The sequence below is a fragment of the Priestia abyssalis genome, from assembly GCF_002019595.1.
Taxonomy (GTDB): domain Bacteria; phylum Bacillota; class Bacilli; order Bacillales; family Bacillaceae_H; genus Bacillus_BA; species Bacillus_BA abyssalis.
Window position 1 is genome coordinate 3,383,944 of sequence record NZ_KV917369.1, and the last position, 26,062, is coordinate 3,410,005.

The window sequence follows — 26,062 nt, forward strand, 5'->3', positions numbered from 1 at the left end:
CTCATGTTATTTTTTTTCACTTAGTTACTAACACCATGATTCTCCACTTGGAGATGCTGTTTTATATATTGCTTCATCCAATCTTGCACATCATTTGTTGGGAGCGGCTTACTGAATAAATAGCCTTGAGCTCCGTCGCATTTTAACGCGACTAAATGTGAAAGATGCTGGTGTGTTTCAACTCCCTCGGCAATCACTTTGAAATTCATACTTTGGGCCATTGATATAATCCCTGAGACAAGAGCCCTATCAGAATCATTTGTTAAAACATCCCTTATGAATGATTGATCAATTTTAAGTGTATCAACCGGGAACTTTTTCAAATAACTTAATGATGAATAACCGGTTCCAAAGTCATCAATGGCAATTGATATCCCTCTCTTTTTTAATTCATGTAATTGATTGATGACTTGTTCCTCATTAAACATGGCTACACTTTCAGTGACCTCCAATTCAAGAAAAGCCGGATTGATTCGTGTATCTTCAATCACTTCTTCAATCAATTCAACTAAATTTTCAGACTGGAATTGGAGTGAAGATAAATTCACGGATAGTTTGAGTGATTCAAATCCTTGATCATGCCATAGTTTTAATTGCTGACAAGACGTTTTAAGTACCCATTCACCAATGGGTACGATCAATCCGGTCTCCTCTGCAAACGGGATGAACTCAGCGGGAGGTACCGCTCCTAATTTGGGAACATTCCATCTAATTAAAGCCTCAACACCAATCAGTTCATTGCTTTGGATATGAATTTGGGGTTGATAATAAATGGAGAATTCTTCTTTCTCAATTGCTTTTCGCAAAGCTGCTTCCAATGTCACTTTTTTTGAAACGGATTCATTCATCTCTTGCGTATAAAACTGAATATTGTTCTTCCCTGTTTCCTTTGCACAATACATCGCTGTATCGGCATATTTAATCAAATCTTCCGCTCTATGGCCATGGTCTGGATAAATGGAAATCCCGATGCTTGTAGTGATATGAATTTCTTGATTGTTTATTATAAAAGGCTGTGAAATCGTCTGTTTTATTTTATTTGCTAAAGTAAGGGCTTCGTCATGATGTTGCATTTCCTCGAGAATGATGGTAAATTCATCTCCCCCCAGCCTAGAAATGACAGCTTTTTCTTTCAAACAGCCAAGCATCCGTTCGGCAGCCTTGCATAACAGCACATCTCCAAATGCGTGCCCCAAACTATCGTTAATATTTTTGAATCGATCGAAATCAAAGAAAAAAACCGCCAGTTTATTGTCATGTTTTTTTACTTGTTCGATGCTTTTAACCAATTTTTCTTCAAAAAATCTTCGGTTTGGAAGGTTGGTTAATGAATCATGATAAGCCATATATTCCGCATTTTTTAATACGGTTGTTAATTGTCGGTTTTTTTCGAATAGTTCTTCAGTCCGTTCTCTCACTTTATCTTCTAGTGCCTTATTTAAAAAGCTTAGTCTTTTCACTAAAGACTCATTTTCAATCAGTGTAAGAAGCTGACGAATAATTACTAAAATCAGTGATACAGCGGACCCGATGACAATGCTATCAATTTGATTGATTCTACTAATCATGATGACAAATAGGACACTGACACTTATATAAGGTACTGCTAATTTTAGAAGATATGTCCCTTTATAAATGACGGCCATATCTGGTTTTTGATTTTGCTCATCCTCAGTTGCCTGAGCTTCTTTATAATTGAACGCAGCCAATGAATAGCAAAAGAACGATAAGGACCAGAGAGGGTCGTAGAAGGTGCCTGAATAATAAAGATCATAAAGGGTTAAATATGTATAGGAGCAATCGGCGAAAATCCGAATAAACAAAGCTAATACAAGCCAATTGGCAACATTTTTATGAAAAAACGGTTTATTCGAAGAGAAAAGACCTACCATGCCAAAAAATAACCCTAAAGATGTTACGGGATAAAAAGTAGACACAACGAGCTCCAAAAAGGGTACTTCTCCTTGACTAAGTACAGGCTTAATCATAAATGCCCAACAAAGAGTCGCTCCTACTGTCATCGTAATCAATGCGTCAAATAAGGCCCGCCAGTTTCGCAGACTCGAATCCTTATAAACAATAAACACAATGGCTGCAAGCTCAAATATCGGTGATAAAATATAAAACAAATCAGGCAAGCCTGGATAGGGCACAGTTACTCGCAAGATCAGTTCATAATAATCCCAGACCAACTCCGCTGCGGTAAAAAAAAGAGCTGATCCACTCATTAACAACCAAAACTTTTTATCTATTCCCACTGATCTCTTCATCGTCAAAAACAGGATGACAAAAGTAAGAAGAGGAGAAAAAGTAGAAAAGATGTCTCCACCGAGCGTTCTTATCTGCTCATTATCTCTCCAGTAAATGAGCCATATATAATAACCGCTGACATATATCGGAATAAACATTCTAAAGAACCTTTCCCATCTATGGATGTTCATTTCCTATTTCCTCCCCGAAATGATAGAATGGCTTCCCCTGTTAAGGAAATGAGCTATTCAAGTTCCTTTGATTGGCAGCCTTTTGGTCATGGCTTTTTAAGAGAGCTTAGAGCCATGGCTTTACATCCTCATCTGTCAATCAGTTCGCCAATCATTTAATCAGCAATATATTACTACAGAAAACGGTCTATTTTTGTCTATTTTTGTCGAAAATAAAAATTCTATCATGCTAAATAAATGGAGTACATTCACGATTATTGGAATGAATATAAGACCTGATCGACGATGAACCAATAGGATTGAATGCTGTCTTCAAAGCAGCGGGTAAAATGGATGACCGTGCTGTCATCCACTTTACTCACGACAAAACTTTATAGGATTGTTGAATAAAAAAAGAAGCAGGGCAAATACTTTTATTAGGACCCGTAGCTCAATGGCAGAGCAGCCGGTCGTATCATCGTATACAGCCGAGCAGTTTGCGGGTTCAAATCCTGCCGGGTCCTTTTACAAACAGTGCTCCCCGCTCATATGTAAAAAGTTTAAAAAACAAACTTTTGTATAAGATTGGATTTTTTCTTCTGTATCGCTCTTTTCAACCTTATAAATGGGTAAATGCATATGCTTTACGGAGTGAAAAAATGAAATGGAGGATCACGTTCATGAATCCAGCACCACAAGTTGTACCAGAGGTATACTCTCCGGCACACGGAGTAAGTAATTTAGATACAAGAATTATCGGCAGAATTGGGGGGGTGGCCGACCATTTGGAGGATTTGGCTTTGGCCGTCCCTTCTTCGGCAGACCTTTTTTTGGCGCACCTTTCTTGGGTGGATTGGCAGGCGGATTATTAGCTGGTGCACTGGTTGCTCCATATGGATATGGTTATCCGTACCCTTATCCATATTACCCTTACTATGGCGGTTATTATTAACCACTCAACATTCTATTGGCTCTGCATATAGGCAGAGCCTTTTCACATGTTTCGTGTTATAAGCCTTTCTATATATTCACCATAAAAATACAAAATATTTAAAATTATTAGATTATTTTGATTGATTTGACTACTTATGCATAAAAATGTAAAATTTATGTAAGACATCATATGGATACGCTTTCAATTTTTATGTTAGGAAAAGGGGGAAGTAACATGGGAGGAAGTAAAAACAGGTGGTTTATTGCTTTATCCGCTATCGCTATTCATCTTTCAATCGGTGGGGCATACGCTTACAGTGTATACAAGAAGCCCTTGGTGGAATCAGCGGGCTGGTCTTTAACAGATGTTACGGTGGCATTCACGATCATGATGGCACTTGCAGGATCCTCTGCCGCCATATTTGGGAAGTTTGTGGAACGAAACGGTCCGAGAAAATCGGCGATCGTTGCGGCTGTATTATTCGGTTTGGGACAAGCCGGTTCTGGATTGTCCGTTGCTATGGACTCAGTAGTGATGTTTTGGCTTACATATGGATTGCTTAGTGGACTTGGATTGGGGATCGGCTACATTTCTCCAGTCTCTACACTCGTCAAATGGTTCCCTGATCGCCGCGGGTTGGCAACGGGGATGGCGGTACTAGGTTTTGGTTCGGGGGCTCTCATTACAGCACCCGTCGCAGCGGCTCTTATGGAAGCTGTTAACATTCCGATGACGTTTTACATCTTAGGTGCATCTTATTTTCTTCTTATGATACTTGGCGCTTCCTATATCGCACCCCCTAAAGAAGGCTGGATGCCGGATAATATGAAAAAAGATATTGCAACCGGCAAAAAGGAACTGAAAGAAGACCTGGCGCAGTTAACTGCAAAAGAAGCAGTCAGAACGAAGCATTTCTGGATGCTCTGGACGATGATGCTCATTAATACAAGTGCGGGAATTATGATGATTTCTGTCGCTTCTCCTATGGCTCAAGAAGTAGTGGGACTATCAGCCGCAGCAGCCGCTGCGATGGTAGGAATCATGGGCATCTTTAACGGAGGAGGCCGACTTGGATGGGCTGCAGCGTCTGACTATATTGGCCGCCCTACTGTCTTCATGATTTTCTTTATTATCCAAATAGCAGCATTCTTCTTACTTCCTAGTGTGACCAATGCATTATTATTCCAAGTACTTATCTTGCTCGTTGTTAGCTGTTACGGCGGCGGGTTCTCTAATCTTCCGGCATTCATCGGAGATTTGTTCGGAACGAAACAACTTGGTGCCATCCATGGGTATCTTTTAACGACTTGGTCTCTCGGCGGCGTGTTTGGACCTATGCTCGTAACCCAAATCAAAGAAAGCACAGGCAGCTATATTCCGGTCTTCTATGTTTTCAATGGATTAATTCTTTTTGCTTTTTTCATTTCAATCTTGCTTCGTGCAGATATCAAAAAAGCGAAACGAAAACTGCAGCAACAGGGTGTCGCTTAATAAAAATAGCAAATTATCAATCTTACTTAGGAGATAAACATCCCTATTGAGTGAGTCAACTCGATTGGGGTGTTTTTATTTTACGAGAGTGTGATAAATTAGAAGACCCATATAGCCTTTACTATAATAAAGGATGTAAACCTTTAGTTAGAAAATTAAAAAAAGCTAACCGCCTATTCTTTCTCATCTTTGCGGCTGTCTCCTTGATTCTCGTGTTCTTTTATTTTCTTTCTCCATTTACGCGGATTTAAATATCCTCTAAACTTCATTGCAACCTCCATCTTCTATATTATTATCTTTTTGAAAGATTTTATATGCTTTCTTTATTGCGTGAGAAAGTGCATCGGGAACGGCTGCAATAAAAGCTAAAATGACTCTTATGATTACAGCAGGAATATCGCCCATTATGGACTCCCCCTTTCATATACCTTATACGTTTCTAGCTTATCCAAAGCTTCTTATTGGTCTAAAAAAAGAGGCTGGACATCTTTTTTAGATATCCAACCTCTTTTTGATCTTTACGCAGCTTTTGCGATCTGCTTTTTCTTTTTTCTTTTTAACTTCATTAAGGTTTCATATACGATTGGCACAATGACCAGGGTAAGAAGTGTTGAGCTTGTTAGCCCGCCTATGACGGTCACACCTAAACCTTTTGAAATCAATCCGCTTCCTTCAAGTCCTACTGCTAATGGAGCCAATGCTCCGATGGTAGCAATAGCCGTCATTAAAATCGGACGGAGACGTGTACCGGCCGCTTCAAGAAGGGCTTCTCTCGTTGATAATCCTTCATTTTCTTTATGAATGACCCGGTCAATTAACACAATCGCATTTGTGACAACGATACCGATAAGCATGAGTGCTCCAATCATGGCGGAAACACTTAATGTTTCACCTGCGATAAGCAATCCAAGAAGAGCTCCGATGATCGTGAATGGAAGCGAGAACAGAATCGCAAGCGGCGCCAAACCTCCGCCGAATGTAAGCACTAATACGAAGTACACAATGGCAATAGCGGCAAGCATCGCCAATCCCAGCTGTGTAAAGGATTCGTTAATGTCTTGTGTGACTCCGCCCATGGAGACATCCACATTTGCCGGCAAGTCTAATTGATCGATGTCACTTTGGATGTCAGCTGATACTTTTGCCACATCCTTTGTCGTGATTTCCCCGCTCACACTTGCATAAATGCGCCCGTCACGTCGTGTAACGGTATCGGATGTCTTTCCTTCTTTCACCTTGGTAATATCTTTAATCGGCACTTCCATGCCAAGAGGAGATTGAATCGTTTTATTTGTGAGATCCTTAATATCAGCATAGTTTTCTTTTTCTACTTCCAGATATACATTGATTTCTTCACCGTCATGTTCAAGTGTTGTCAATACCTGACGCTGACCGGAATCCGACAGCTCCATACCAATTTGGGCGGCTGTAAGACCCAATTGGCTCAATTTTTCTTGATCTGCTACAAGCATGTACTCCTCATATGTGTCAGAAACGCTCGTTTTCACATTTGTAAGTGAGTCATTTCCCTTTAAAATATCCGCAATTTCATTGCTGACAGGTTCAATATCATCCATGGATTCGCCGTACACCAGCAGCGAAAGGGAATTGCTTGAGCCCATGCCAGTCATGTCTTGGTTTGCCCATTCACCTTTATCCGTCAGTTCTTTCAACTCGTCAATGACATCTTCTTTTTCTTTTGCGAAGTTTTCCTTATCTTCGTCATATTCCACAAAGAATAATGCTGAGTTCGACTGTCCCGGGTTCATTGGGTTTTCTCCGCCTACCGAGAATTGAACGGTCTTCACTCCATCCCGTTCACTGAAAAAGGTCTCGGCTTTGGTTGCGATTTCTTCAACCTCTTCCAATGTTTGACCAGGTTCCGGCTTGTAAGTGGCTGTTACCATTTTCTGTTCATCAGCCGGCAGAAAGCTGACACCAATAACCGGAACGAGGAACAGACTTCCCACTAATAATACTATAGCCAAAGTGGAAGTGATGATTTTGTGATTCAATGACCAATTCAGCACTTTCTTATATCCAGATGCCAATTTTCCTTGCTTGCTTTCATCATGCCCTTTTATCGAGATGCCTTTTTTAAATAAAGAATGAGCCATCATCGGTACAATCGTAATTGCCACTAAGAGCGATGCAAGCAGTGCAAAGACGATGGTTAAGGCAAACGGCAGGAACATCTCCCCAATAGGTCCTTTTACTAATCCTAATGGAAGGAATACAGCAATCGTCACAACTGTCGAAGACATGATTGGCGCGAACATTTCTTTCGTCGCTTCCACAATCAGTTCTTTTCCACTCAGTTGTTCATCCCTTAAGGACATGCGGCGGAATATATTTTCAATAACGACAATGGAATCATCAATTACACGGCCAATCGCAACCGTCATTGCTCCGAGTGTCATCATATTCAGCGTAATGTCCATTTGTTTCAATAATAAAATGGCGATTAACAATGACAATGGGATAGAAATGATGGAAATAATGGTTGTTCGGAAATTTCGCAAGAACAGCAAAATGATGATGACTGCAAACACCGCACCGAAAGCCGCTTTACTTAGCATGGTTTGAACGGACTCTTCAATCGGCTTTCCTTGATCGAAAATGGGTGTCACTTGCAGTCCTTCTGTATCAGATTCAAATTCAGCCAATTTTTCTTTTACTGCATTTACGACTGTAACCGTGTTGGCATCAGCTGCCTTGACAATCTGTAAGCCAATGGATGTTTCGCCATTTGTTCGTGAAATCGATTCGGCTTTTCCGATGACCTCAATTGATGCGATGTCCTGCAACTCGATCGTCGGAATGGCTTGAGCTTGCTTTTGTAAATCTGGAGAAGACATTCCGGCAGGTTTCTGTTGCGCAGCAGCAGCCTGCTGCCCTCCTGCTGCTGGCATCACAGGAATTTTTAACGTTTTTAAATCATCGACACTTGTGACATTCCCATCAATTACAACGGATTTTTCAGTATCTGTAAAGGTATACAGCCCTAATGGAACGGAAACGTCCGAACCTTTTACGATATTCTTTACCGTTTCCTCATCAAGTCCGTATTGTTTCATTTTTTCATCGTTAAACTTTAATTGCACTTCCTCTACTTGCTGACCCGAAATTTGAGTGGATGAGACCCCTTCGATTCCTTCAAGTTCGGGCAAAATGGTTTCTTCAACGGTTTTCGTCAATTCAGCCAACGATTGTTCCTTATTGGAAATGCTTAAAGACATAATGGGGAAGGCATTGATACTTAGGCGGGAAACGTCCGGCTCTTGTACCCCTTCAGGAAATGACAGGTCATTAAGCGCCTCTTTCACTTCTGCTTGAGCTTTCTCCATATCTTTATCGAAGTTGTATTCAATTTGAACGGATGAAGCATTTTGAAAAGAAGAGGAGCTGACGACTGAGACCCCCTCTAAATTTTGTACCCGCTTTTCAATGGGTTCCGATATTTTTTCCGCCACTTCTTCCGGTGTCGCCCCAGGGTATACCGTCATGACGGATACGAGCGGCGTATTAATATTCGGGATGGTTTCAAGTTTCATATTTAATCCGGAATACAATCCGGCTGCTGTGACCATAATGGTCAGAAGCCATACCGCAAATTTATTCTTCAAGGAAAACTGAATAATGCTCTTCATTCTCCTTCTCCTTTCACATTCTAATTTGACCTGTATATCATGGATGAATTACAATATGACCAATTGGTCAATACAAATAAAATATATATGACTGACTGGTCATTTACAATGGTACTTTCTGCCTTATTGTTTTTTACACTGCTTTGGAATCATGTATTATAATTATTTAGGAATTTTTAGGGGGTAACTATTTTGAAAGAGAAGGAAAAGCTTATCATTGAATCAGCCATCAAGCTCTTTGCTCTTAAAGGATTTTCTTCCACCTCGGTTCAAGACATTGTGACTGAAAGCGGAATATCGAAGGGGGCTTTTTACTTATATTTCAAATCAAAAGATGCTTTGCTTTTGGCGATTCTTCAATATTACTTTGACAAAATTCAAAAGAGCCTATCAGCACATGAAGATAAAAACTTATCGCCTCGCGAAAGATTCACTAAGCAATTGAACGCTCTATTCGAAACCCTTGTCGAACATAGAGAGTTTATGATCATGCAATCAAGGGAACAAGCCATCCCTTTAAACGAGTCGATTAAAAAGCTTATCTTTAACATGCATTTGGAAACACAACAATTTTACAGGAACGGATTGCTTTCTGTGTACGGAGAAAAAATTGAACCTTTCTTATGGGACTTATCCGCCATTTTGGACGGCCTGTTCCAATCTTATGTAAGAATCTTATTAATAGATAAGCAAAACTTTGATTCGCTTGAACTTGCGGAATTCTTAATGAGGAGAATGGATAGCATTTCACAAGCCATCACGAGCGACCATCCCATTCTTACAGACGAAAAAGTAGAGAACTTATTAAATAAAACAAAATCTCTTTTTTTGAAAGACAAAAACCATGTAATAACGCTGCTGGAAACGATGAAAAAAGAGTTGAAGAAGATGGATGAAAAAGAGGATCTCGAAATCTCTTTAGAAGTGCTGCAGTCTGAAATAAATAGGGAAAACCCCCGAATCCCTGTCATACAGGGAATGTTATCTAACTTTAAAGGTATAGCTCAATTTGACACATACAGAAAAGAAATAGCTTCATTTTATGACCTTAAAGTGTAAATCTAATTCTGTTAACACCACATATTGATTTGATAACAAAAAAGCCGATTACTGATGGTATGAGTAGTAGGTTGTACATTTTCATTCCCGTTCATAAATGCTTCTAAGGTTGTTTGCTTATGAATCTGAAGAAAAAAGGCAGCCAATCAACAGGTGATTGCTGCCTTTTTTCTGCTATTCATCGCTTTTCGGCTCACAAGCAATGCCGATTATACCCACGTATTGCGAAGGACAATTTTCCCTGTCGCTTTTCCGGACTCTAAATATTGATGGGATTTTTCCACTTCGTCATAGGTAAAGACAGTAGGATCGATCAGCGGGCGAAGCTTCCCTTCTTCTGCCACTTTAGCGACCCTTCTTAAAATCTCTCCATGATGTTTACGGTGGTCTTTATTGAGAATTTTCAATAACATGAATACGACATGTAAAGAAAGGCCCTTGGCGTGCAGCGTTGATAGATCATGGGTCGAACGGGCCGCAATGGCTAAAACGGTGCCATTGATGGCTGCTGCTTCAAAAGAGCGATCGAGGTTTTCGCCGCCCACGGTGTCAAACACGACTTCAAATCCTTTACCATTCGTATATTGCTGAACATAGTCTTGAACGGATTCTTTTCGGTAGTTAATTCCTGCATCGGCTCCTAAACGTTTGGCGATTTCCAGCTTTTCTTCCGATGAGGCCGTCGTATAGACATGAGCACCTGCCCATTTCGCCAGCTGAATGGCAACATGCCCCACACCCCCGGCAGCGCCGTGAATGAGCACAGACTGCCCCGCCTTTAATTGTCCTCGGTCAAATAGCGCTTCCCAAGCGGTAATGGCAACGAGCGGCAAAGCGGCGGCTTCTTCCATCGACAAGTTTTTCGGTTTATGGGCAAGCAAATCCGCGTCTGCGAGCATAAACTCCGCAAGCGCTCCCATTGTTCCTTTAAAGCCTCCGGCACAGCCAAACACTTCATCACCCGGCTGAAATCCAGTCACACCCTCTCCCACTTCTGCCACAACACCTGCGACATCGCCATGCAAAACGGCCGGAAACTCGGGTGAAACCGCTGGAACGGCCCCGCTGCGAACTTTCGTGTCGATAGGGTTGACGCTTGTTGCTTTAACTTGAATTAAAACATGACCTGGAAGAACGTCCGGTCTTTCAATCTCTTCTAATTGAAACACGGATGGTCCTCCAAAAGATTTAATGACTTGTGCTTTCATGTCTCTCACTCCTTCTCTCTTTTATTTTACTGAAAATTGAAATGATTACCACTAAAACACTCTGCTTTTCCTCCTCTTACGATAGATGTTTACAAACTCTATTAGAGGGAATGAAAGTGGTAAAAAAAGGACAACGTATGAATGGAACGTTCTATCAGTGGGGTTCACCACTCCATGATGTGGAAGACAGATCACCGTTACCTTTAGCGAAGGGAGATTTATACAGTGCAGCGAGTCATTCAAGTAGAGGAGCGCCCCTCTCTTTTAAAAAGTATTCCGCTTAGTTTGCAGCATTTATTTGCGATGTTCGGCGCGAACATTCTTGTTCCGATCTTGTTTGATATCAATCCGGCTACCGTCTTGTTAATGAATGGTTTCGGCACGCTTTTGTATTTATTTATCTGTCAATGGAAAATCCCCGCCTATCTTGGGTCAAGTTTTGCCTTTCTTTCTCCTGTATTTATCGTCCTTTCTTCAAAAAGCTATTCTCATGCTCTTGGCGCTTTTATCGTCGTCGGCTTTATTTTTCTGTTGGTCGGCCTGCTTATTCGTTTTGCGGGTACCTCATGGATCCATACCGTGTTTCCTCCTGCCGCCATGGGGGCGATTGTAGCGATCATCGGATTAGAGCTCGTACCGACAGCAGCAGAAATGGCCGGTATTATTGCGCCTTTACAGAATGCTCCCGCTGATTGGGCTTATGATTCAAATGCGATTACCGTTTCTTTAGTGACGCTGCTGATTACGATTATAGGGAATGTCATGTTTCGGGGATTCTTTAGCATCATTCCTATTCTTGTTGGAGTCGTATCCGGCTATATACTTGCTGCCTTCATGGGAATGGTGGACTGGAGTACGGTAGCGGAGGCCAAATGGTTTGCTGTTCCGGATTTTTACGCTCCTCGTTTTGACTGGACGAGTATCATGATCATCGCTCCTGCCGCTCTTGTCGTGATCGCTGAACATATTGGCCATTTAGTCGTTACTGAGAACATCGTTGGCAGAAAGTTGTCCAAAGACCCGGGACTTGGGCGTTCCCTTATCGGTAATGGTGTATCTACGATCATTTCGGGTTTTGTCGGCTCTACTCCGAATACAACGTATGGGGAAAACATCGGAGTCATGGCAATTTCAAAAGTTTACTCCACTTGGGTCATTGGGGGTGCGGCTCTTTTCTCTATTATCTTATCGTTTTGCGGCAAACTTGCTGCCATGATTTCAACGATTCCCGCTCCTGTCATGGGCGGCATTTCTTTATTGCTGTTTGGTGTCATCGCCGCTTCCGGCATTCGAATTCTCGTTGATGAGAAAGTGGATTATTCCAAACCGACCAATCTGATTTTGACGACGATCGTGCTTGTCATCGGGGTAAGCGGCGCGACGTTTACCTGGGGGGGCGCTGCTCTAAAAGGAATGGCGCTTGCCACTGTCGTCGCGATTTTATTAAGCCTTTTCTTTAAAGTACTGGAAAAGTTCAACTTGTTGAACCAATAGTGCGACTCAAATGAAAAGATGAAAATCAAACATACGATGGACTGCTCCTTTTATGGATTGAATGGAGTTTAATGAAAAAACAAGTTTATAATGAAGTCAAAACCACCCGTGATAACGGGTGGTTTGCTCTACGGCTGGAAGCCTTTGTTACTGACCAAACCCTAAAGGGCTACTGAATGGTTCGCCAGTTGTACTACTTCTACTGGCCAGACCTCAAAGGCCTCCTCCTTACTTTCGTTTCTTTTTCTTTACCTCTTCACCTGTAAATGGATCGATGTATTCCATCATACTTAATTGTTCTGCGACTATATCATCTTGTATTTGATTGCGTATATATTCTTCTATCACCTTCTTATTTCTCCCAACGGTATCCACATAATATCCTGTACACCAAAATTTTCGGTTTCCGTATCTATATTTTAAATTTGCGTGACGATCAAAGATCATTAAACTGCTTTTTCCTTTTAAATATCCTACAAATGAAGAGACACTGATCTTAGGCGGAATACTTACCAACATATGTACGTGGTCTTTACACGCTGTTGCTTCGATAATCTCCACACCTTTTCTTTCGCACAAGGTACGTAGTATTTCTCCAATGTCTTTTTTAATTTTCCCATAAATCACTTGTCTTCTATACTTCGGTGCAAATACGATATGATACTTACAATTCCAAGTTGTATGTGCTAAACTATTAGTGTCTTTTTTAGACATAAAAACTCCTCCGTATGCTGATATTTTGGTTGGCGAACCAAAAATATTTTAGCACCACAGGGGAGTTTTTTTAATACCATGCTGTAAGCTTTTTAGAACCCTAGGCCTAGCCTAGGGTTTTCTTTTCGATAATAACGTAATCGTCCTTAATTTGGACGATTATTTTATTTGTAAAAAAATATAAAAAGTTTAAGCCAAAATAGCCTTTAGTTTGTCTAATAAGTGTAAGACAAAAAAGAGAGGATGAACTACCATTATACGTTTAGTGAAAAAAGCTCAGAAAGGAAATGACCAAGCTTTTTTAAAGCTTTTCCAACAATATGAAGAAGATATTTATCGAATGGCTTATGTATATGTAAAAAATAAAGATGATGCTTTAGATGTTGTTCAAGAGGTAGCCTATCAATCATTTAAAAAGATAGATACATTGAAGAAACCAGAGTATGTTAAAACGTGGTTAATGAAAATCACGATGAACTGTGCAATGAATGTAGTTAAAAAGAATAAAAAAGTGGTTCAGCTAAAAACAGACTATGAGGAATTTATAGGAACAAATAATGAGGATATACCTCTTTCTATATCGCTGCAAGGGTTAATAGATGTATTGGAAGAGGATGAGAAAAGCATTGTTCTTTTAAGGTTTTATCACAATCATACATTTAAAGAAATATCGGAGCTGCTAGACATACCACTTGGGACGGCAAAATCGGTACTATATCGCGCATTAGATAAGCTTCGAAAAGGATTTAAGGAGGATGATATTTGTGAGCAATAAAATAAATCAGGAGTTACAAAAAATAGAGATTCCAAAGGAATTACATGAACGGTCTAAATTGGGTGTAAAAAAGGCGAAAGCAGAGAAACCAAAAAAGAAATTTACGCAACCAATAGTTGCAGCAGCTATTATTTTGGGATTATCTACGGTAACTGTTGGGTTCGCATTTCCTACAGCTGCCAGTAATATCCCAGTTATCGGTGATATTTTTAAATTAATAGGGAATGAATCGGGAGTTTATGATGATTATAAAGAATTTTCAACGGAAGTGAACACAATGGAAGAAAGTAATGGAATCAAGGTAACCGTTAATGATGCCATTTTTGATGGAGAAACGGTAACGATAACTTATTCAATTTTAAGTGAATACGATTTAGGAGAAGAGCCAATTATTTTTGACCACTTTGACATGAAAGACACAGATGGTATGGCAGGGACTTCAAAAATTGAAAAAATCGGTAAAAATGAGTATGTCGGTTTAATGACAGGGACTTATTTTAGTACAGAAGATTTACAAACTGCTAAAGTCAAATGGGAAATTAAGAGTTTTACCATTTTAAACGGAGAGCAAGAAAAAGAAATTAAAGGTAATTGGAATTTTGCTTTTGATTTAGATGCAACAGATAGCGAAACAAAGTTGATCGGTCAAAGTGTAAAACAAGAAGGCATTCGATTAAATATTGAGAAGATGGCAACAACACCAATGTCTTTTATTCTTTACTATGGACAAGAAGCGTCGGATGTTGTTCAAGATAAATGGCATCATGTTTATGTTGATTTGGAGGTTAAAGATGATTTAGGAAATGTTTATTCTGGTCAAGTGAATGGTGGCTCTGGGAAAGATTCTTATATGAATTGGAGTAAAACATTTGAAAAATTACATCCAAATGCAACAAAGCTAATTGTTACTCCGCATGTTATGTTAAGGAACTCAGAAAATTTCACATCAGTAGAACAAGCAGACGATGGTATTATGAAGGAAACAAAGCTACCCGAAAAATACGAAATAGGGCAAGAGGAATTTGTGCTGGACGACATTATTGTTGATTTAACGAACTGATATAAATAGAAAAATGACGTGCTAATACTGGTGTCAGTTAGCACGTCATTTTTCTATTTAGTTGTTTTGTACCTTAAAACGGAATCCCTTACTTCTGAAAAGCTTTTATGAATAACGCTTATTTATTAAACCGACTCAAGATTTTTTTTTGGAAATTCCAGCCGCTGGCGGTTGGATAACCGACAATTCAGGTCTATAAAACTGATAATTATTTTTGCCGTTATGTTTGGCGAAATACATGGCCTGGTCTGCTTTTTCAATCAATATTTCCTGATTTTCCCCGTTCGTCGGATAAATGCTGATTCCAATGCTTGGAGACACATGGGCTGTTTGTTCTTTGATGGTATAAGGGAGGGACACCTCATCTAGAATTCGCTGGGCGATGTCACCTGCTTCTTGTTCCCCGACTTCTTCAAGGACAATAACGAACTCATCTCCTCCGAGACGGGATACAAAATCATCTTCCCTTACAATGCAGTGCAGACGATCGGCCACTTCTTTCAATAATACATCTCCGGCTTCGTGGCCTAATGTATCATTCACATTTTTAAATCCATCCAGGTCAATGAACATGATGGTTAATGTCTGTTCATGACGTTTCGAACGGGCGAGCGCTTTTTTTAAATACATATGGAGCAGTTGGCGGTTTGGCAAATCTGTTAAGCTATCGTAAAATGCAAGCGTTTTTAACTCCTCTTCTACTATCTTTCCTTTTGTGATATCGATAATCGTGCCATTCAATATAACCACATCGCCCGATGAATCCACAACAGGGTTTACGCTTATTTCGACCCAGCGAACCTCTCCATCAGGACAAATGATACGATGCTCGTATGGACCTGCAGTCCCGGCGTTCCATTGCTCCATATAATGTTGAAATTCTTCCCGGTCATCCGGGTGGACAATATGTTTCCACAGCTCGAGAGTTCCGGTGACCGTTTCTCTGGAGAATCCGTATACTCGCTCAACCGCCTTTGACATATACATCTGCTGAGAGGTGACATCATAAGAAAAAGCGATGACATCCATGTTATGAAACAACTGTTCTAAACGTTCATTTTCTTTCATCAGGTATTGACTTCGTCCGTCCATTTCTTCGTTTCTTTTTAATAGCCCTTCATAATCTCTGCCAGCTCGTTTTAATTGTTTACCAGCTTGCCAGGCCAAAACAAAGCCCGCTGCTATCAAAGTCCCTTGTACATACCATTTATACGAATCTCCCATACTGCTTGTGCTAAAAAATGATAGCATCATTATGTATAAGAAAATAAGAACGATATTGCTTTTATTTTTCATGTTGTTTCACCTCCAGCGAAAGCATTGATCATGTTCAAAAAGCTTATTTTTGTTTCGGATTTCGAATATTTTGTCGAACTATGTCATGATTTGAATATAGGATATTATAAGTAGAAAAGCAACTAGATAAATCATGGGAAAAGGTTAAAGCATAAGCAGCCGAGAAAATTCCCGGCTGCTTATGCTTTAACCTTTATGAGTTGTATTAAAATGAATCTCCCTTAAATAAAGACATTGACTTCCATCCATTTTTGACTTACTGAACAGTACAAAACTTTTTACAGCTTGGATCTCCTGATGACTTGATTGATGACTTCGGAAAATACAAGCCCCATTGCAATGGCCCCGGAAATCATAAAGGCTTTGGCAGCGAGTTGAATTGCCGCATTATAATCATTTTCAACTACATTTCTCATCGCATCATAAGCCAATCCTCCAGGAACTAAAGGGATGATGCCTCCCACATTAAAGACGATAATTGGCGTTCTATAAAGTTTGGAGAAAAATTGACTGATGACCGCCACAAAGACAGAGGCGATTAAAGTAGCCACCACTACATCAACATGATAGGTCACGAGGAGCATGTATATCCCCCAGCCTACCATGCCGGCAAATCCGCATTTCAATAATGATTCCCGGGGGGCGTTGAACAGGATGCCAAAGGCTGCCGTTGAAATAAAACTGGTTAAAAGTTGTTCTATCATCATATGATCCCCTCTGTTGTTAAAAAAATGAAATGACGACCGCTATCCCTGTCCCGATGGCAAAAGCGGTTAAAAAGGCTTCCGCTCCTTTTGATAAGCCTGACACGAGATGGCCTGCCATTAAGTCTCTGACCGCATTCGTAATGAGAAGCCCTGGTACAAGCGGCATAACGGATCCGATAATGATTTTATCCAATTCACTTCCAATCCCTGCTTTGACAAATAAAAACGACAGCAAACCGATAATAAAAGATGACAGGAATTCTGCAAAAAACTTGATCTTGACTAGATAATGAAAGTAAAGCAAGCAAGAAAAGCCTACCCCGCCCGCAACGAATGCAGGGACAAAATCATTCCATCCGCCTTGAAACATGATCAGAAAGCACCCGCTTGCGATGGCAGCGGCGGCAATTTGGATGGAAATGGGATAAGCGAGATTGGATGCTTCCACTTTCTTTAACATCCGATAAGCATTTTGAACCGAGACATGGCCGCCGCTAATATGCCTGGAAATGCTATTGACCAGCGTCACCTTCTGCAAATCGGTCGTACGCTCCGATATGCGAATCAATTTTGTCGGTTCAGTTCCATCAATCGAAAAGAGAATCCCCGTTGGCGTCACATAGCTGTGGGATTCATTGATTTCATAAGAAACCGCAATGCGCATCATCGTATCTTCCACCCGATATGTTTCCGCACCGTTTTGCAGCATAATCTTCCCTGCGAGTAAACAGACTTCGATGATTTCATATGTTTGAGTTGTCTTATTTTCCATTCCTTATCTCTCCAAATAGTATGAGGATGTTCAAAAAGTCCGGGAAAAATGACCGTCGAATTTCGACGTCAGCTTGTCTCTCCGCTACTCACGTATTAACAGCATACGCTCCGTTGCTCGAGACGGCGCTTCCTTGAACTTCTCGGTCCTTTTTGTCCTCCTTTTTGAACACACACTAGTAGTTAAAAGCTTGATTTTCCGTTCTTTAACGAAACATTTACCTTGTTACAGTTTATATAATGGGCGATGGTTAATCAATCCATATTGTTTATTTTCATCCAATTAATACCTGAGAAATGAGGGAAACTCTCTTCACTGGAGGTCTTATTGTCTGCTCATACTGGGTAAAATGGATGTCATCACAAAAAAATAACTGCACCCCCTCTTACGGAGATGCAGTTATTCTTCATACATATCACTTTCTTTTTGATTATTCAGTTGGAGCGACGTTGTGATTCTCTCCCTTCAAACCGATTATGCCATCGGTTTCTTTCCTATGTCTTATATTAGTATCGTACCTGTATTCAGTCTTTTATGAAATATTCTTTAACTTTCCGGATAGTTCAAGGAATGCTTCTTTATTTCCATCTTGTAATGACTGGTCGATTTCTTTTTGGATTTGCTTTTTTCGAAAATCAAGAATGGCTTTGTCTAATACCATCTCAGCAATTAGAGAATCCATCGCACTCAATTCTTGTTGCGGTGCATTTAGTAAATTCTTTTCCATTGAAACCAACTCCTTGTCCTTTTTTCTATTGTAACAGAAAATTCAGACTAGTCAAACATTTATTTTTTATTTTTAGGTTGTATTACACAATCATACTGATTTGCGCTTGTTTTTGACTCATTCGTGCAAAATGGTCATTTTCCACGCTTTAACTGCTAAAAAGCACAGGGAAAGTCTTCGACTTCCCCTGTGCTTTGTGCATGAATGTGCTATTCTTTTGTAACCAATTTCAATGGGACCGGAATTTGTTTCTCCACTTTTTCTCCCTTTAACACATCTCCGGCTGCTTTTACGGCAAGCTGTCCGATCAAGTCCGGCTGTTGGGCGACAGTCGCTGACATTTTCCCTGCGTTTACCGAGTTAATGGCATCTTCATTCCCGTCGAATCCCACAACAAGAATGTCCCGTCCTGAACTTTCGATGGCTTGAATGGCCCCTAACGCCATTTCATCATTATGGGCAAAAACAGCTTGGATGCCCGGGTTTCCTTGTAATAGGTTTTCCATGACGTTCAATCCTTTTGTACGGTCAAAGTCAGCCGATTGTTTCTCTACAACGTCCAGTTTTTCATCCGCTACGATATGGAAACCTTCGCCGCGTTCGCGTGTAGCGGAAGCGCCCGGAACCCCTTCTAGTTCAACCACTTTCGCGCTTTCACCAAGCTGCTCTGTGATATATTCACCAGCCATTTGTCCGCCTTTGACGTTATCAGAAGCGACAAGTGTTTCCACTTGTCCTTTTTCGGCGGAGCGATCAAGCGTAATGACCGGCACACCAATGTTATTAGCGGATTGCACCGCTGTCGAAATCGCAGCTGAGTCTGTCGGATTGATCAATAATGCATCCACACCTTGCTGTAATAAATCTTCCACATCATTGATTTGCTTTGCCGTATCATTTTGCGCATCTACGACGATGACTTCCATCCCGTTGCTTTTCGCTTCATTTACTACACCGCTTTTTAATGAAACGAAAAACGGGTTATTCAATGTCGAAATAGATAATCCTATTTTAATATCTTCCAGTTCTTCTTTTTTAGCGGGCTTTGCCCATTGCGGAGGCTCTAACGAACAAGCTCCCAAGATGAAAAGTGATAGTGACATGAGTACCAACAAAAATTTTTTCATGCCGAGCCCTCCTACGCTGATTTTTTACGATCGATTAAGACCGCAATCAAAATCACAATTCCTTTTACGACCATTTGATAGAACGAAGAAACACCAAGCAAGTTCAATCCGTTGTTTAATGTACCAATAATTAAGGCACCGATAAGCGTTCCGAAAATTCGCCCGCGGCCTCCTGACAGGCTTGTCCCGCCCAATACAACAGCTGCGATGGCATCCAATTCATACGATGTTCCCGCTGTCGGCTGCGCCGAGTTCAAACGGGATGTCAAGATTGCTCCGGCCAATGCCGATAGCAAACCGGCCAATGAGTAAATCATGACTTTGACACGAGGCACTTTAATACCTGAAATGATCGCTGCTTTTTCATTTCCGCCAATTGCATATGTTTGGCGGCCAAACGGAGTTTTATGAAGAATGACCCAAAGAATCGCAAACGATACCATCATCGTAACGGCCGGTACCGGAATCCCTAAAAAGTATCCGCGGCCGAATAGTTGAAATAAGTAATTGTCTCCAAGTCCTGTAATAGGATTTCCATCTGTATAAACGAGCGTCAATCCGCGGTACACCGTCATTGTTGCCAATGTGGCGATAAATGGCGCCATCTTCCCTTTTATAACAAGCAATCCATTTACCATTCCCATTAATGCTCCAAGTACGCATCCGATTAGAATGGCTAAAATCGGATCTACGCCGGATACGATCATACCGGCCATCAATGCACTCGATAGCGCTAATATGGAGCCGACGGATAAATCGATTCCGCCCGTCAAAATGACAAACGTCATACCATAGGCGATTAAGGCATTAATCGCGACTTGTCTTAATAAGTTTAAAATATTTAAGGGTGCCAAGAAGCTTGGATTTAATATCGAAACAATCATGATTAAAATGAATAGCCCTACTAACGGCCCAAGCTTTTGCATGGCATTATCGACATAATTCAATCTTCCGGCGGGTTTTACACCACTATTTGTGTTCATGTCACAAGCCTCCTGTTGCGAGTGTCATAATTTTTTCTTGCGTTGCTTCGCTTCGCGGCAGCTCACCGCTTATTTTTCCTTCATGGACAACGAGCACGCGGTCGCTCATTCCTAAAATCTCGGGAAGTTCCGATGAAACCATGATAATGGCGACACCTCGGTCCGTCAGTTCATTCATCAGCTGATAAATCTCCCGTTTGGCTCCGACGTCAACACCCCTTGTCGGTTCATCCAAAATCAATACTTTCGGTCCGATCCCAATCCACTTGGCAATGACGATTTTTTGCTGATTGCCCCCTGATAAGTTTCCGGCCCTCGTTTCCGATGATTCGGTTTTAATCGTTAACCGTTTAATGAGCATATCCACAAAATCTTGTTCGCTCTTTTGATCGATGATCCCCTTTGGTGCAAAGCTAACCAAATTCGGCAACGCCATATTTTCACGAATCGAAAAGTCCAGCACTAACCCTTCGTCTTTTCGGTCTTCCGTAATGAAGCCGATACCCAGCTTGACCGCTTCATGAGGAGCTTTGATCACTTCTTTCTTTCCATTGACCCATATCTCTCCGCTGTCCAATGGATCCAAACCGAAAATCGCCCTCATCATTTCGGTGCGCCCTGCTCCCATCAGTCCAGATATACCGACGATTTCACCTGTACAGATGGAAAAGCTGGCATTTTCAAACACTCCTTTTCTCGTCAAATTCTTGACTTCAAGCACCGTTTCACCAGGAGATGGATTGCGTGCAGGAAAACGGTCTGTCAATTCACGGCCGACCATTTTACGTACAACCTCATCAAAGTTCGTTCCTGGAATCGGCTTTGTATCGACGGTTTTCCCGTCCCTCATGACTGTAATCCGGTCACACATGGTGAAGATTTCTTCCATCCGGTGGGAGATATAAACGATGGATACACCGTCTTTTCGTAAAGCATTCATCACTTCAAAGAGCTTTTCGATTTCCCTTTCCGTTAAAGCGGCCGTTGGTTCGTCCATAATAATGACTTTGGCATTTGTCATTAACGCTTTGGCGATTTCAATCATTTGCTGCTGTCCAACCGAGCAGCGGCCCGCTTCTTGATCCAATGGAATCGAGACGGCCAGTTTTTCGAATTGCTCGGTTGCTAACGCTTTCATCTCTTTCGTCTGCAACAATCCAAATGACGATCTCAATTCCTTGCCGATAAACAAATTTTCTAAAACGGTCATGTCCGGCCACACATTGAGCTCTTGATGAATAAACGCGACTCCGTGTTGCTCGGCTTCTTTCGGATTGGCAAAATACGTTTCTTTTCCATCGATGATAATCGTTCCTTTATCACGCTTATGAAGTCCTGTCAAAATGTTCATCAATGTCGATTTCCCTGCCCCGTTTTCTCCCATCAATGCGTGGACTTCTCCTTCCTGGAGGTCGAAATCGACGCCCGCTAACACCTGGTTTTGCCCAAATGCCTTGTGAATGTTGCGCATCGTAATGTGCATGTTGCTCACCTCTTCTTAGAAGATTACCCCTGCCTGTAAAATACAATTAGCATAAGGTGTGGCTTCTCCTGTTCGGATAATTGCCTTTGCGTGTTTGGTTAATTGTTTAAACTCTTCATGTGACACATAGTCGATGTCATGTGCAGAAAATGTTTGTTTCATATATTCATAGGTTTTGGCATTTGCTGCTTCCATTTCATTTGCGAGAATGACTTTTTCAACAATCATATCGTCCGCTACGGCATCGACGACATCTTGAAAGCTCGGAACGCCTATTTTTAACGACAAGTCGATTCGGTGGACACCATCAGGAATCGGCAAACCGGCATCCGCAATCACAATGTAATCTGTATGGCCAAGATCCGTTAGGACTTTGGAAATATGGCTGTTTAATATTCCATATCGTTTCATGTTACAGGCTCCCCTCCACTTCTTCTCTCGTCGGCATTCCTCCCTGGGCCCCGAACTTGGTCACGGATAGAGAGGCGGCACGGTTTGCCAGCTGCAGGCTCTCTTTGAATTTTTTCCCTTCGGCTAAAGCGACCGCAAACGCGGCATTAAATGTATCTCCGGCACCTGTCGTGTCTACTGCTTCTACTTCATATGAAGGAACAAGAACTTCCTTTTCTCCGTCATAATATCGGACGCCTCTTTTTCCTTCTGTAATGAATACTTTGTTTGGATAACGCTTCAATGCTTCTTCCCTGCTTAACCCATTAAACAGCACCGATGCTTCATGTTCATTCGGCGTCAAATATGTTGCTTTTTCAATGATATTTTCACTTAGCGCTCGAGCGGGAGCCGGATTCAATAAAAGCGGAACACCTAGTTTATGGCATAGATTACTTACATATTCCACCGTTTCTTCCGGCACTTCCTGCTGGATAAGAACGATGTCTGATTCGCGAATGACGTGTTGTATCTTTTCTACATATGCAGGGGTGACATGATCATTCGCTCCTTTAACGACAACAATGCTGTTATCTCCTTCTGCTAATATAATGTGGGCGGTTCCGCTTTTTGTTTGTGTAACCGGTTCCACATAGTCTGTATGAACACCGTTTTCTTTGAAGTTTTGTAAAATGGCTTTGCCATAATGATCATCTCCTACACATCCGATCATGTAGACATCGGCTCCTAATCGAGCCGCTGCCACTGCCTGGTTTGCCCCTTTTCCCCCTGGTACCGTTTTGAACGATTCGCCAAGAACGGTTTCTCCTGCCCCCGGGCGTTTGGGGGACGTAACGACTAAATCCATCGACGCACTTCCTACTACTGCTACTTTAATCATTTGTCATCAACCTTTCTCGTTGTTTCTCTTTCTATGAATGTCACGGGCAACTGAATGTTTCTTTCGTTGACCGGCTTTTTTTGAATGAGGTTAATTAATAATTTCGCTGCTTCTTTCCCCATCTCATAAGCTGGCTGCCTGATGGTCGATAAAGAAGGAAACAATAGCCCGCTTTGCGGGATGTCATCAAAACCGATGATCTGGACGTCGTGCGGAATGGATTTCCCCAGCCTTAGTGCTTCATGCAGCACCGCTGTTGCGACCATATCGTTGCTTGCGAGGATCCCGTCTGTATCCGGATATTTGCTGAACAGCTCTTTTGCCCGCACTTCCGCATCTTGGAATGAAAAAGAATGGGTGGACATGACAGAAAAATCAACGTCTGACCCGCTTAATACTTCAAGAGCTCCCTGGAAGCGTTCCTGCGCAGGGCGAATTTCAGCAGGACCCTTTAACAGCGTGATCCTTTTGCTTCCCCTCTTGATGATTTCAAGCGCGGCCATTCTGCCCCCCTTTTTTCCATCTGCATAAACAGAAGGATGATCATCTGCCGTTCGGTCCAAAAATACGACCGGAATCGGCAAACCCTCATAATTCGTTTTACTCTGATTATTCGTCGCCGAAATGATGCCGACGACATTATTTTGAAGAAATGTATGAATATAATCCATTTCCTTATTGATATTTTCGTCACTATTCCCAAAGAGCAATCGAAATCCTTGTTCCTGCATTTCATCTTCAACACCGCGCGCTAATTGCGGAAAGAAAGGATTGGTGATGTCAGGAAGCAAAAGCCCAATCAATCTTGATTCTTTTTTATACAATGACCTTGCTACCTCATTTGGGCTGTAACTCAATTTTTCGATCGCATCTATGACCCTTTTTCTCGTGTCTTCATGTACATAGCCTGTTTCATTCAGCACACGCGAAACGGTGGCGACAGATACTCCCGCTTCCTTTGCTACATCTTTAATGGTTGCCATCAACATCTCTCCTCACGCAATGTGTAACCGATTACACATCCAGAATATCATGAAAGCTCTTTCATGGCAACTATAATCTCTTCAAAAAGCAATGTCAATCAACTTGTTGGTTTATCCTCATTAACGGTCAATCCCCCCACCGATGGAAGTTTTTCCTTTATAAAGAGTTTGTTCACAAGTACGTCTTCCTTACATTGGCTTCCAGCATTTTTACCTCATTCGTTTGAAAAGGGTTTTTCAAATGCTTATGCATAAATAATTTGGCATGGGCCAAGAACGCCCATGCCAAATTATTTGCGTGCAATCGTAAAATTCCTCTCCATATACGCCCAGTTTTGGGGAAAGGGAAACCGGAGCTGCCAAAAGGTGACTCCGAGCAGCTGATAAAGATCGATCAGTTCATATTTGGCCATATAACTTCTAATGTCTTCAAACCAGACGATGTGTTGTTCTGTCCCCTTCCAATAAAAATAAAATGGCGCCTCGAATGTCGAATTGTATTGAATGGGAGATCCATTTGCGATGGCCTGATTTTGGGCGCCTAGAACGGTAAGAGCTTTCGTTGGATTCTCGGGTTTAAAAGGAAGAATCCAGTCGTATCCGTATAGAGGAAAAGCCACTTGCAGCTTTTTAGGATTAACTAAGCTAACAGCATAGCGAATCACCTGCTCCATCCAATTGGCTGGTGAGACAGGATTAGGTGGACCGCTCGGGTAGCCGTAATCCATTGTCATGACAGCTACGATATCCGCGATTTGCCCTATTATTTGATAATCATAGGCACCGATGATGGGGTTTGTCGGAATATCTTGTGTTTTCGAGTGGACATTCACATGAAGAACCAATTCTCCCAGTGCTTGTTTCAAGTCACGGAGAAATGTATTGAAGTCGTTTCGTCTGGCAGGAGGGACGAATTCAAAATCGATGCTGACTCCGTCATATCCCTTCCCTTTGACGGCAGCAACCATGCTTCGCACCAAATTGCTTCGCAAACTCGGGTTCCCCAACACTTGTCCAGCCAGTTCGGCATTGAATTGCTCATTTGTATAATTTCGGATGCACAATAATGGCGAGACATTCAGCTGTTTGCTTCGGGCTAATACAGCCGTATCATCCAGTTCCCTTCGGATGTTCCCTTCCGGTGTAAAAGAGTAGGCTACAATCGCCGCATATGTGAGATATTCTGCGATATCGGCAAACATGGGGAGAAAGCTGTCAGGTGCATAGGGCACGATGAATCCCAATGTCGTCATGTTTAATTTGGTCGGTGATGGAATGCGAATACGCTGTCCGACATTGAGGCGGTTCAGGTTGATTCCTGGATTCGCTATGAAAATGATTTGGGGGCTTGTATTAAAACGTTGTGCGAGCTTCCATAACGTGTCGCCGGACTGAATCAGGTAATGGCGGATGGGAACATCCCGTTGCGGAATGTAAAGCGCCAGTCCGGGCACGATAGAGTCGGAAGCTGGCAGCCCATTCACTTCGACAATCGTTTCCATTGATACCCCGTATACATTCGCTATCCTCCATAAAGACTCACCGCCTTGAACGACATGAACAGGCATTTCGATTCACCTCCATTAAATATGCTTCTTCCTATCAATGTATGGCAAGTCTGCCGCTTATATGACTTTCATCCTGGAGGACAAAGAAATGAGACATGGTTTTCCCTTGTCCATGTCTCATTTCTTTACCATAAAACATCTAATAGTTCACTCTTGAAGAGGTTTGTGTCGATATTGCGGTTCTCGGAATCGATCCCATATTGCCAGCCCGGATAAACCCGGCATCGATATCTGTAAAAAGAGCGGCCCTTTCTGGAATTCCTAAGTTTTTAGCATAATAGGCGTGGACGAAAAATCAGGCCAAGTATTTATCTTGCATT

General features: G+C 41.6%; 21 protein-coding genes, 1 tRNA gene and 1 pseudogene. 7 read left to right on the top strand and 16 right to left on the bottom strand.

Going from position 1 to position 26,062, the window contains the following annotated elements:
- Positions 1-20: 20 nt before the first annotated feature.
- Complete coding sequence (locus BK575_RS16325) at positions 21-2,441, bottom strand: putative bifunctional diguanylate cyclase/phosphodiesterase (protein ID WP_078411649.1); 2,421 nt, start codon at positions 2,439-2,441, stop codon at positions 21-23.
- A gap of 419 nt (positions 2,442-2,860) precedes the next feature.
- On the opposite strand from BK575_RS16325, the gene BK575_RS16330 reads away from it, so the two are divergent.
- From BK575_RS16330 to BK575_RS16340, 3 genes and pseudogenes are all read left to right on the top strand, one after another.
- A tRNA-OTHER gene (locus BK575_RS16330) sits at positions 2,861-2,944 on the top strand.
- A 242-nt stretch (positions 2,945-3,186) separates the two neighbouring features.
- Positions 3,187-3,372: pseudogene (locus tag BK575_RS29130) on the top strand (hypothetical protein); the annotation flags it as partial.
- A gap of 216 nt (positions 3,373-3,588) precedes the next feature.
- A complete protein-coding gene (locus BK575_RS16340; protein ID WP_078411653.1) occupies positions 3,589-4,845 on the top strand; it encodes an L-lactate MFS transporter in 1,257 nt (418 codons plus the stop codon).
- A gap of 258 nt (positions 4,846-5,103) precedes the next feature.
- Here the strand turns inward: BK575_RS16340 and BK575_RS28715 are convergent, their stop codons facing one another.
- Positions 5,104-5,250, bottom strand: coding sequence for a hypothetical protein (locus tag BK575_RS28715; protein ID WP_169907857.1), 147 nt, complete (start codon positions 5,248-5,250; stop codon positions 5,104-5,106).
- Between the two features lie 113 nt (positions 5,251-5,363).
- Positions 5,364-8,495, bottom strand: a complete 3,132-nt coding sequence (locus BK575_RS16345; protein ID WP_078411655.1) for an efflux RND transporter permease subunit — start codon at positions 8,493-8,495, stop codon at positions 5,364-5,366.
- A gap of 192 nt (positions 8,496-8,687) precedes the next feature.
- Between BK575_RS16345 and BK575_RS16350 the strand changes: the two genes are divergently transcribed.
- Positions 8,688-9,554 (top strand): TetR/AcrR family transcriptional regulator, encoded by an 867-nt coding sequence (locus BK575_RS16350; RefSeq protein WP_078411657.1) that lies wholly within the window; start codon positions 8,688-8,690, stop codon positions 9,552-9,554.
- A 209-nt stretch (positions 9,555-9,763) separates the two neighbouring features.
- Here BK575_RS16350 and BK575_RS16355 read toward each other — a convergent pair whose 3' ends face one another.
- Positions 9,764-10,762 (bottom strand): zinc-dependent alcohol dehydrogenase family protein, encoded by a 999-nt coding sequence (locus tag BK575_RS16355; protein WP_078411659.1) that lies wholly within the window; start codon positions 10,760-10,762, stop codon positions 9,764-9,766.
- 225 nt (positions 10,763-10,987) lie between these two features.
- Between BK575_RS16355 and uraA the strand changes: the two genes are divergently transcribed.
- Complete coding sequence (gene uraA, locus BK575_RS16360; protein ID WP_078411661.1) at positions 10,988-12,256, top strand: uracil permease; 1,269 nt, start codon at positions 10,988-10,990, stop codon at positions 12,254-12,256.
- A gap of 228 nt (positions 12,257-12,484) precedes the next feature.
- On the opposite strand, the gene tnpA is transcribed toward uraA, so the two are convergent.
- A complete protein-coding gene (gene tnpA / locus BK575_RS16365) occupies positions 12,485-12,970 on the bottom strand; it encodes an IS200/IS605 family transposase (protein WP_078409725.1) in 486 nt (161 codons plus the stop codon).
- Between the two features lie 253 nt (positions 12,971-13,223).
- Between tnpA and BK575_RS16370 the strand changes: the two genes are divergently transcribed.
- Positions 13,224-13,745: a sigma-70 family RNA polymerase sigma factor gene (locus BK575_RS16370; protein ID WP_169908031.1), complete on the top strand. Its 522-nt coding sequence runs from the start codon at positions 13,224-13,226 to the stop codon at positions 13,743-13,745.
- The gene (locus BK575_RS16375) at positions 13,735-14,805 is read left to right on the top strand and encodes a DUF4179 domain-containing protein (RefSeq protein WP_235867398.1); all 1,071 of its coding nucleotides are present in this window, start codon (positions 13,735-13,737) and stop codon (positions 14,803-14,805) included. The genes BK575_RS16370 and BK575_RS16375 overlap by 11 nt, the downstream gene beginning before the upstream one ends.
- Positions 14,806-14,940: 135 nt before the next feature.
- Here the strand turns inward: BK575_RS16375 and BK575_RS16380 are convergent, their stop codons facing one another.
- The 11 genes from BK575_RS16380 to BK575_RS16430 all read right to left on the bottom strand — a co-directional run bounded on the left by BK575_RS16380 (position 14,941) and on the right by BK575_RS16430 (position 25,742).
- The gene (locus BK575_RS16380; protein WP_078411667.1) at positions 14,941-16,101 is read right to left on the bottom strand and encodes a sensor domain-containing diguanylate cyclase; all 1,161 of its coding nucleotides are present in this window, start codon (positions 16,099-16,101) and stop codon (positions 14,941-14,943) included.
- A 278-nt stretch (positions 16,102-16,379) separates the two neighbouring features.
- Positions 16,380-16,808 (bottom strand): threonine/serine exporter family protein, encoded by a 429-nt coding sequence (locus tag BK575_RS16385; protein WP_078411680.1) that lies wholly within the window; start codon positions 16,806-16,808, stop codon positions 16,380-16,382.
- Between the two features lie 16 nt (positions 16,809-16,824).
- Positions 16,825-17,580, bottom strand: coding sequence for a threonine/serine exporter family protein (locus BK575_RS16390; protein ID WP_078411682.1), 756 nt, complete (start codon positions 17,578-17,580; stop codon positions 16,825-16,827).
- A 532-nt stretch (positions 17,581-18,112) separates the two neighbouring features.
- Positions 18,113-18,307, bottom strand: a complete 195-nt coding sequence (locus BK575_RS16395; RefSeq protein ID WP_078411684.1) for an IDEAL domain-containing protein — start codon at positions 18,305-18,307, stop codon at positions 18,113-18,115.
- 209 nt (positions 18,308-18,516) lie between these two features.
- Positions 18,517-19,434, bottom strand: a complete 918-nt coding sequence (gene rbsB / locus BK575_RS16400; RefSeq protein ID WP_078411687.1) for a ribose ABC transporter substrate-binding protein RbsB — start codon at positions 19,432-19,434, stop codon at positions 18,517-18,519.
- An 11-nt stretch (positions 19,435-19,445) separates the two neighbouring features.
- Positions 19,446-20,417 (bottom strand): ribose ABC transporter permease RbsC, encoded by a 972-nt coding sequence (gene rbsC, locus BK575_RS16405; protein ID WP_078411689.1) that lies wholly within the window; start codon positions 20,415-20,417, stop codon positions 19,446-19,448.
- 1 nt (position 20,418) lies between these two features.
- Entirely contained in the window at positions 20,419-21,900 is a 1,482-nt protein-coding gene (locus BK575_RS16410) for a sugar ABC transporter ATP-binding protein (RefSeq protein WP_078411691.1), read from the bottom strand.
- A 15-nt stretch (positions 21,901-21,915) separates the two neighbouring features.
- The gene (gene rbsD, locus BK575_RS16415; RefSeq protein WP_078411693.1) at positions 21,916-22,311 is read right to left on the bottom strand and encodes a D-ribose pyranase; all 396 of its coding nucleotides are present in this window, start codon (positions 22,309-22,311) and stop codon (positions 21,916-21,918) included.
- 1 nt (position 22,312) lies between these two features.
- The gene (gene rbsK, locus BK575_RS16420; RefSeq protein WP_078411695.1) at positions 22,313-23,191 is read right to left on the bottom strand and encodes a ribokinase; all 879 of its coding nucleotides are present in this window, start codon (positions 23,189-23,191) and stop codon (positions 22,313-22,315) included.
- Positions 23,188-24,174 (bottom strand): LacI family DNA-binding transcriptional regulator, encoded by a 987-nt coding sequence (locus tag BK575_RS16425; RefSeq protein ID WP_078411697.1) that lies wholly within the window; start codon positions 24,172-24,174, stop codon positions 23,188-23,190. The genes rbsK and BK575_RS16425 overlap by 4 nt, the downstream gene beginning before the upstream one ends.
- A 290-nt stretch (positions 24,175-24,464) precedes the next feature.
- Positions 24,465-25,742, bottom strand: a complete 1,278-nt coding sequence (locus BK575_RS16430) for a glycosyl hydrolase family 18 protein (protein WP_078411699.1) — start codon at positions 25,740-25,742, stop codon at positions 24,465-24,467.
- Positions 25,743-26,062 lie beyond the last annotated feature (320 nt).

What these genes read in the sequence shown, in the direction of transcription:
- BK575_RS16430 (WP_078411699.1), bottom strand. Translation starts at nt 25,742, where the DNA reads ATGCCTGTTCATGTCGTTCAAGGCGGTGAGTCTTTATGGAGGATAGCG.
- rbsC (WP_078411689.1), bottom strand. Translation starts at nt 20,417, where the DNA reads ATGAACACAAATAGTGGTGTAAAACCCGCCGGAAGATTGAATTATGTC.
- BK575_RS16385 (WP_078411680.1), bottom strand. Translation starts at nt 16,808, where the DNA reads ATGATGATAGAACAACTTTTAACCAGTTTTATTTCAACGGCAGCCTTT.
- rbsB (WP_078411687.1), bottom strand. Translation starts at nt 19,434, where the DNA reads ATGAAAAAATTTTTGTTGGTACTCATGTCACTATCACTTTTCATCTTG.
- rbsD (WP_078411693.1), bottom strand. Translation starts at nt 22,311, where the DNA reads ATGAAACGATATGGAATATTAAACAGCCATATTTCCAAAGTCCTAACG.
- BK575_RS16395 (WP_078411684.1), bottom strand. Translation starts at nt 18,307, where the DNA reads ATGGAAAAGAATTTACTAAATGCACCGCAACAAGAATTGAGTGCGATG.
- BK575_RS16410 (WP_078411691.1), bottom strand. Translation starts at nt 21,900, where the DNA reads ATGCACATTACGATGCGCAACATTCACAAGGCATTTGGGCAAAACCAG.
- BK575_RS16425 (WP_078411697.1), bottom strand. Translation starts at nt 24,174, where the DNA reads ATGGCAACCATTAAAGATGTAGCAAAGGAAGCGGGAGTATCTGTCGCC.
- BK575_RS16390 (WP_078411682.1), bottom strand. Translation starts at nt 17,580, where the DNA reads ATGGAAAATAAGACAACTCAAACATATGAAATCATCGAAGTCTGTTTA.
- BK575_RS28715 (WP_169907857.1), bottom strand. Translation starts at nt 5,250, where the DNA reads ATGGGCGATATTCCTGCTGTAATCATAAGAGTCATTTTAGCTTTTATT.
- tnpA (WP_078409725.1), bottom strand. Translation starts at nt 12,970, where the DNA reads ATGTCTAAAAAAGACACTAATAGTTTAGCACATACAACTTGGAATTGT.
- BK575_RS16340 (WP_078411653.1), top strand. Translation starts at nt 3,589, where the DNA reads ATGGGAGGAAGTAAAAACAGGTGGTTTATTGCTTTATCCGCTATCGCT.
- BK575_RS16325 (WP_078411649.1), bottom strand. Translation starts at nt 2,441, where the DNA reads ATGAACATCCATAGATGGGAAAGGTTCTTTAGAATGTTTATTCCGATA.
- BK575_RS16380 (WP_078411667.1), bottom strand. Translation starts at nt 16,101, where the DNA reads ATGAAAAATAAAAGCAATATCGTTCTTATTTTCTTATACATAATGATG.
- rbsK (WP_078411695.1), bottom strand. Translation starts at nt 23,191, where the DNA reads ATGATTAAAGTAGCAGTAGTAGGAAGTGCGTCGATGGATTTAGTCGTT.
- BK575_RS16355 (WP_078411659.1), bottom strand. Translation starts at nt 10,762, where the DNA reads ATGAAAGCACAAGTCATTAAATCTTTTGGAGGACCATCCGTGTTTCAA.
- BK575_RS16345 (WP_078411655.1), bottom strand. Translation starts at nt 8,495, where the DNA reads ATGAAGAGCATTATTCAGTTTTCCTTGAAGAATAAATTTGCGGTATGG.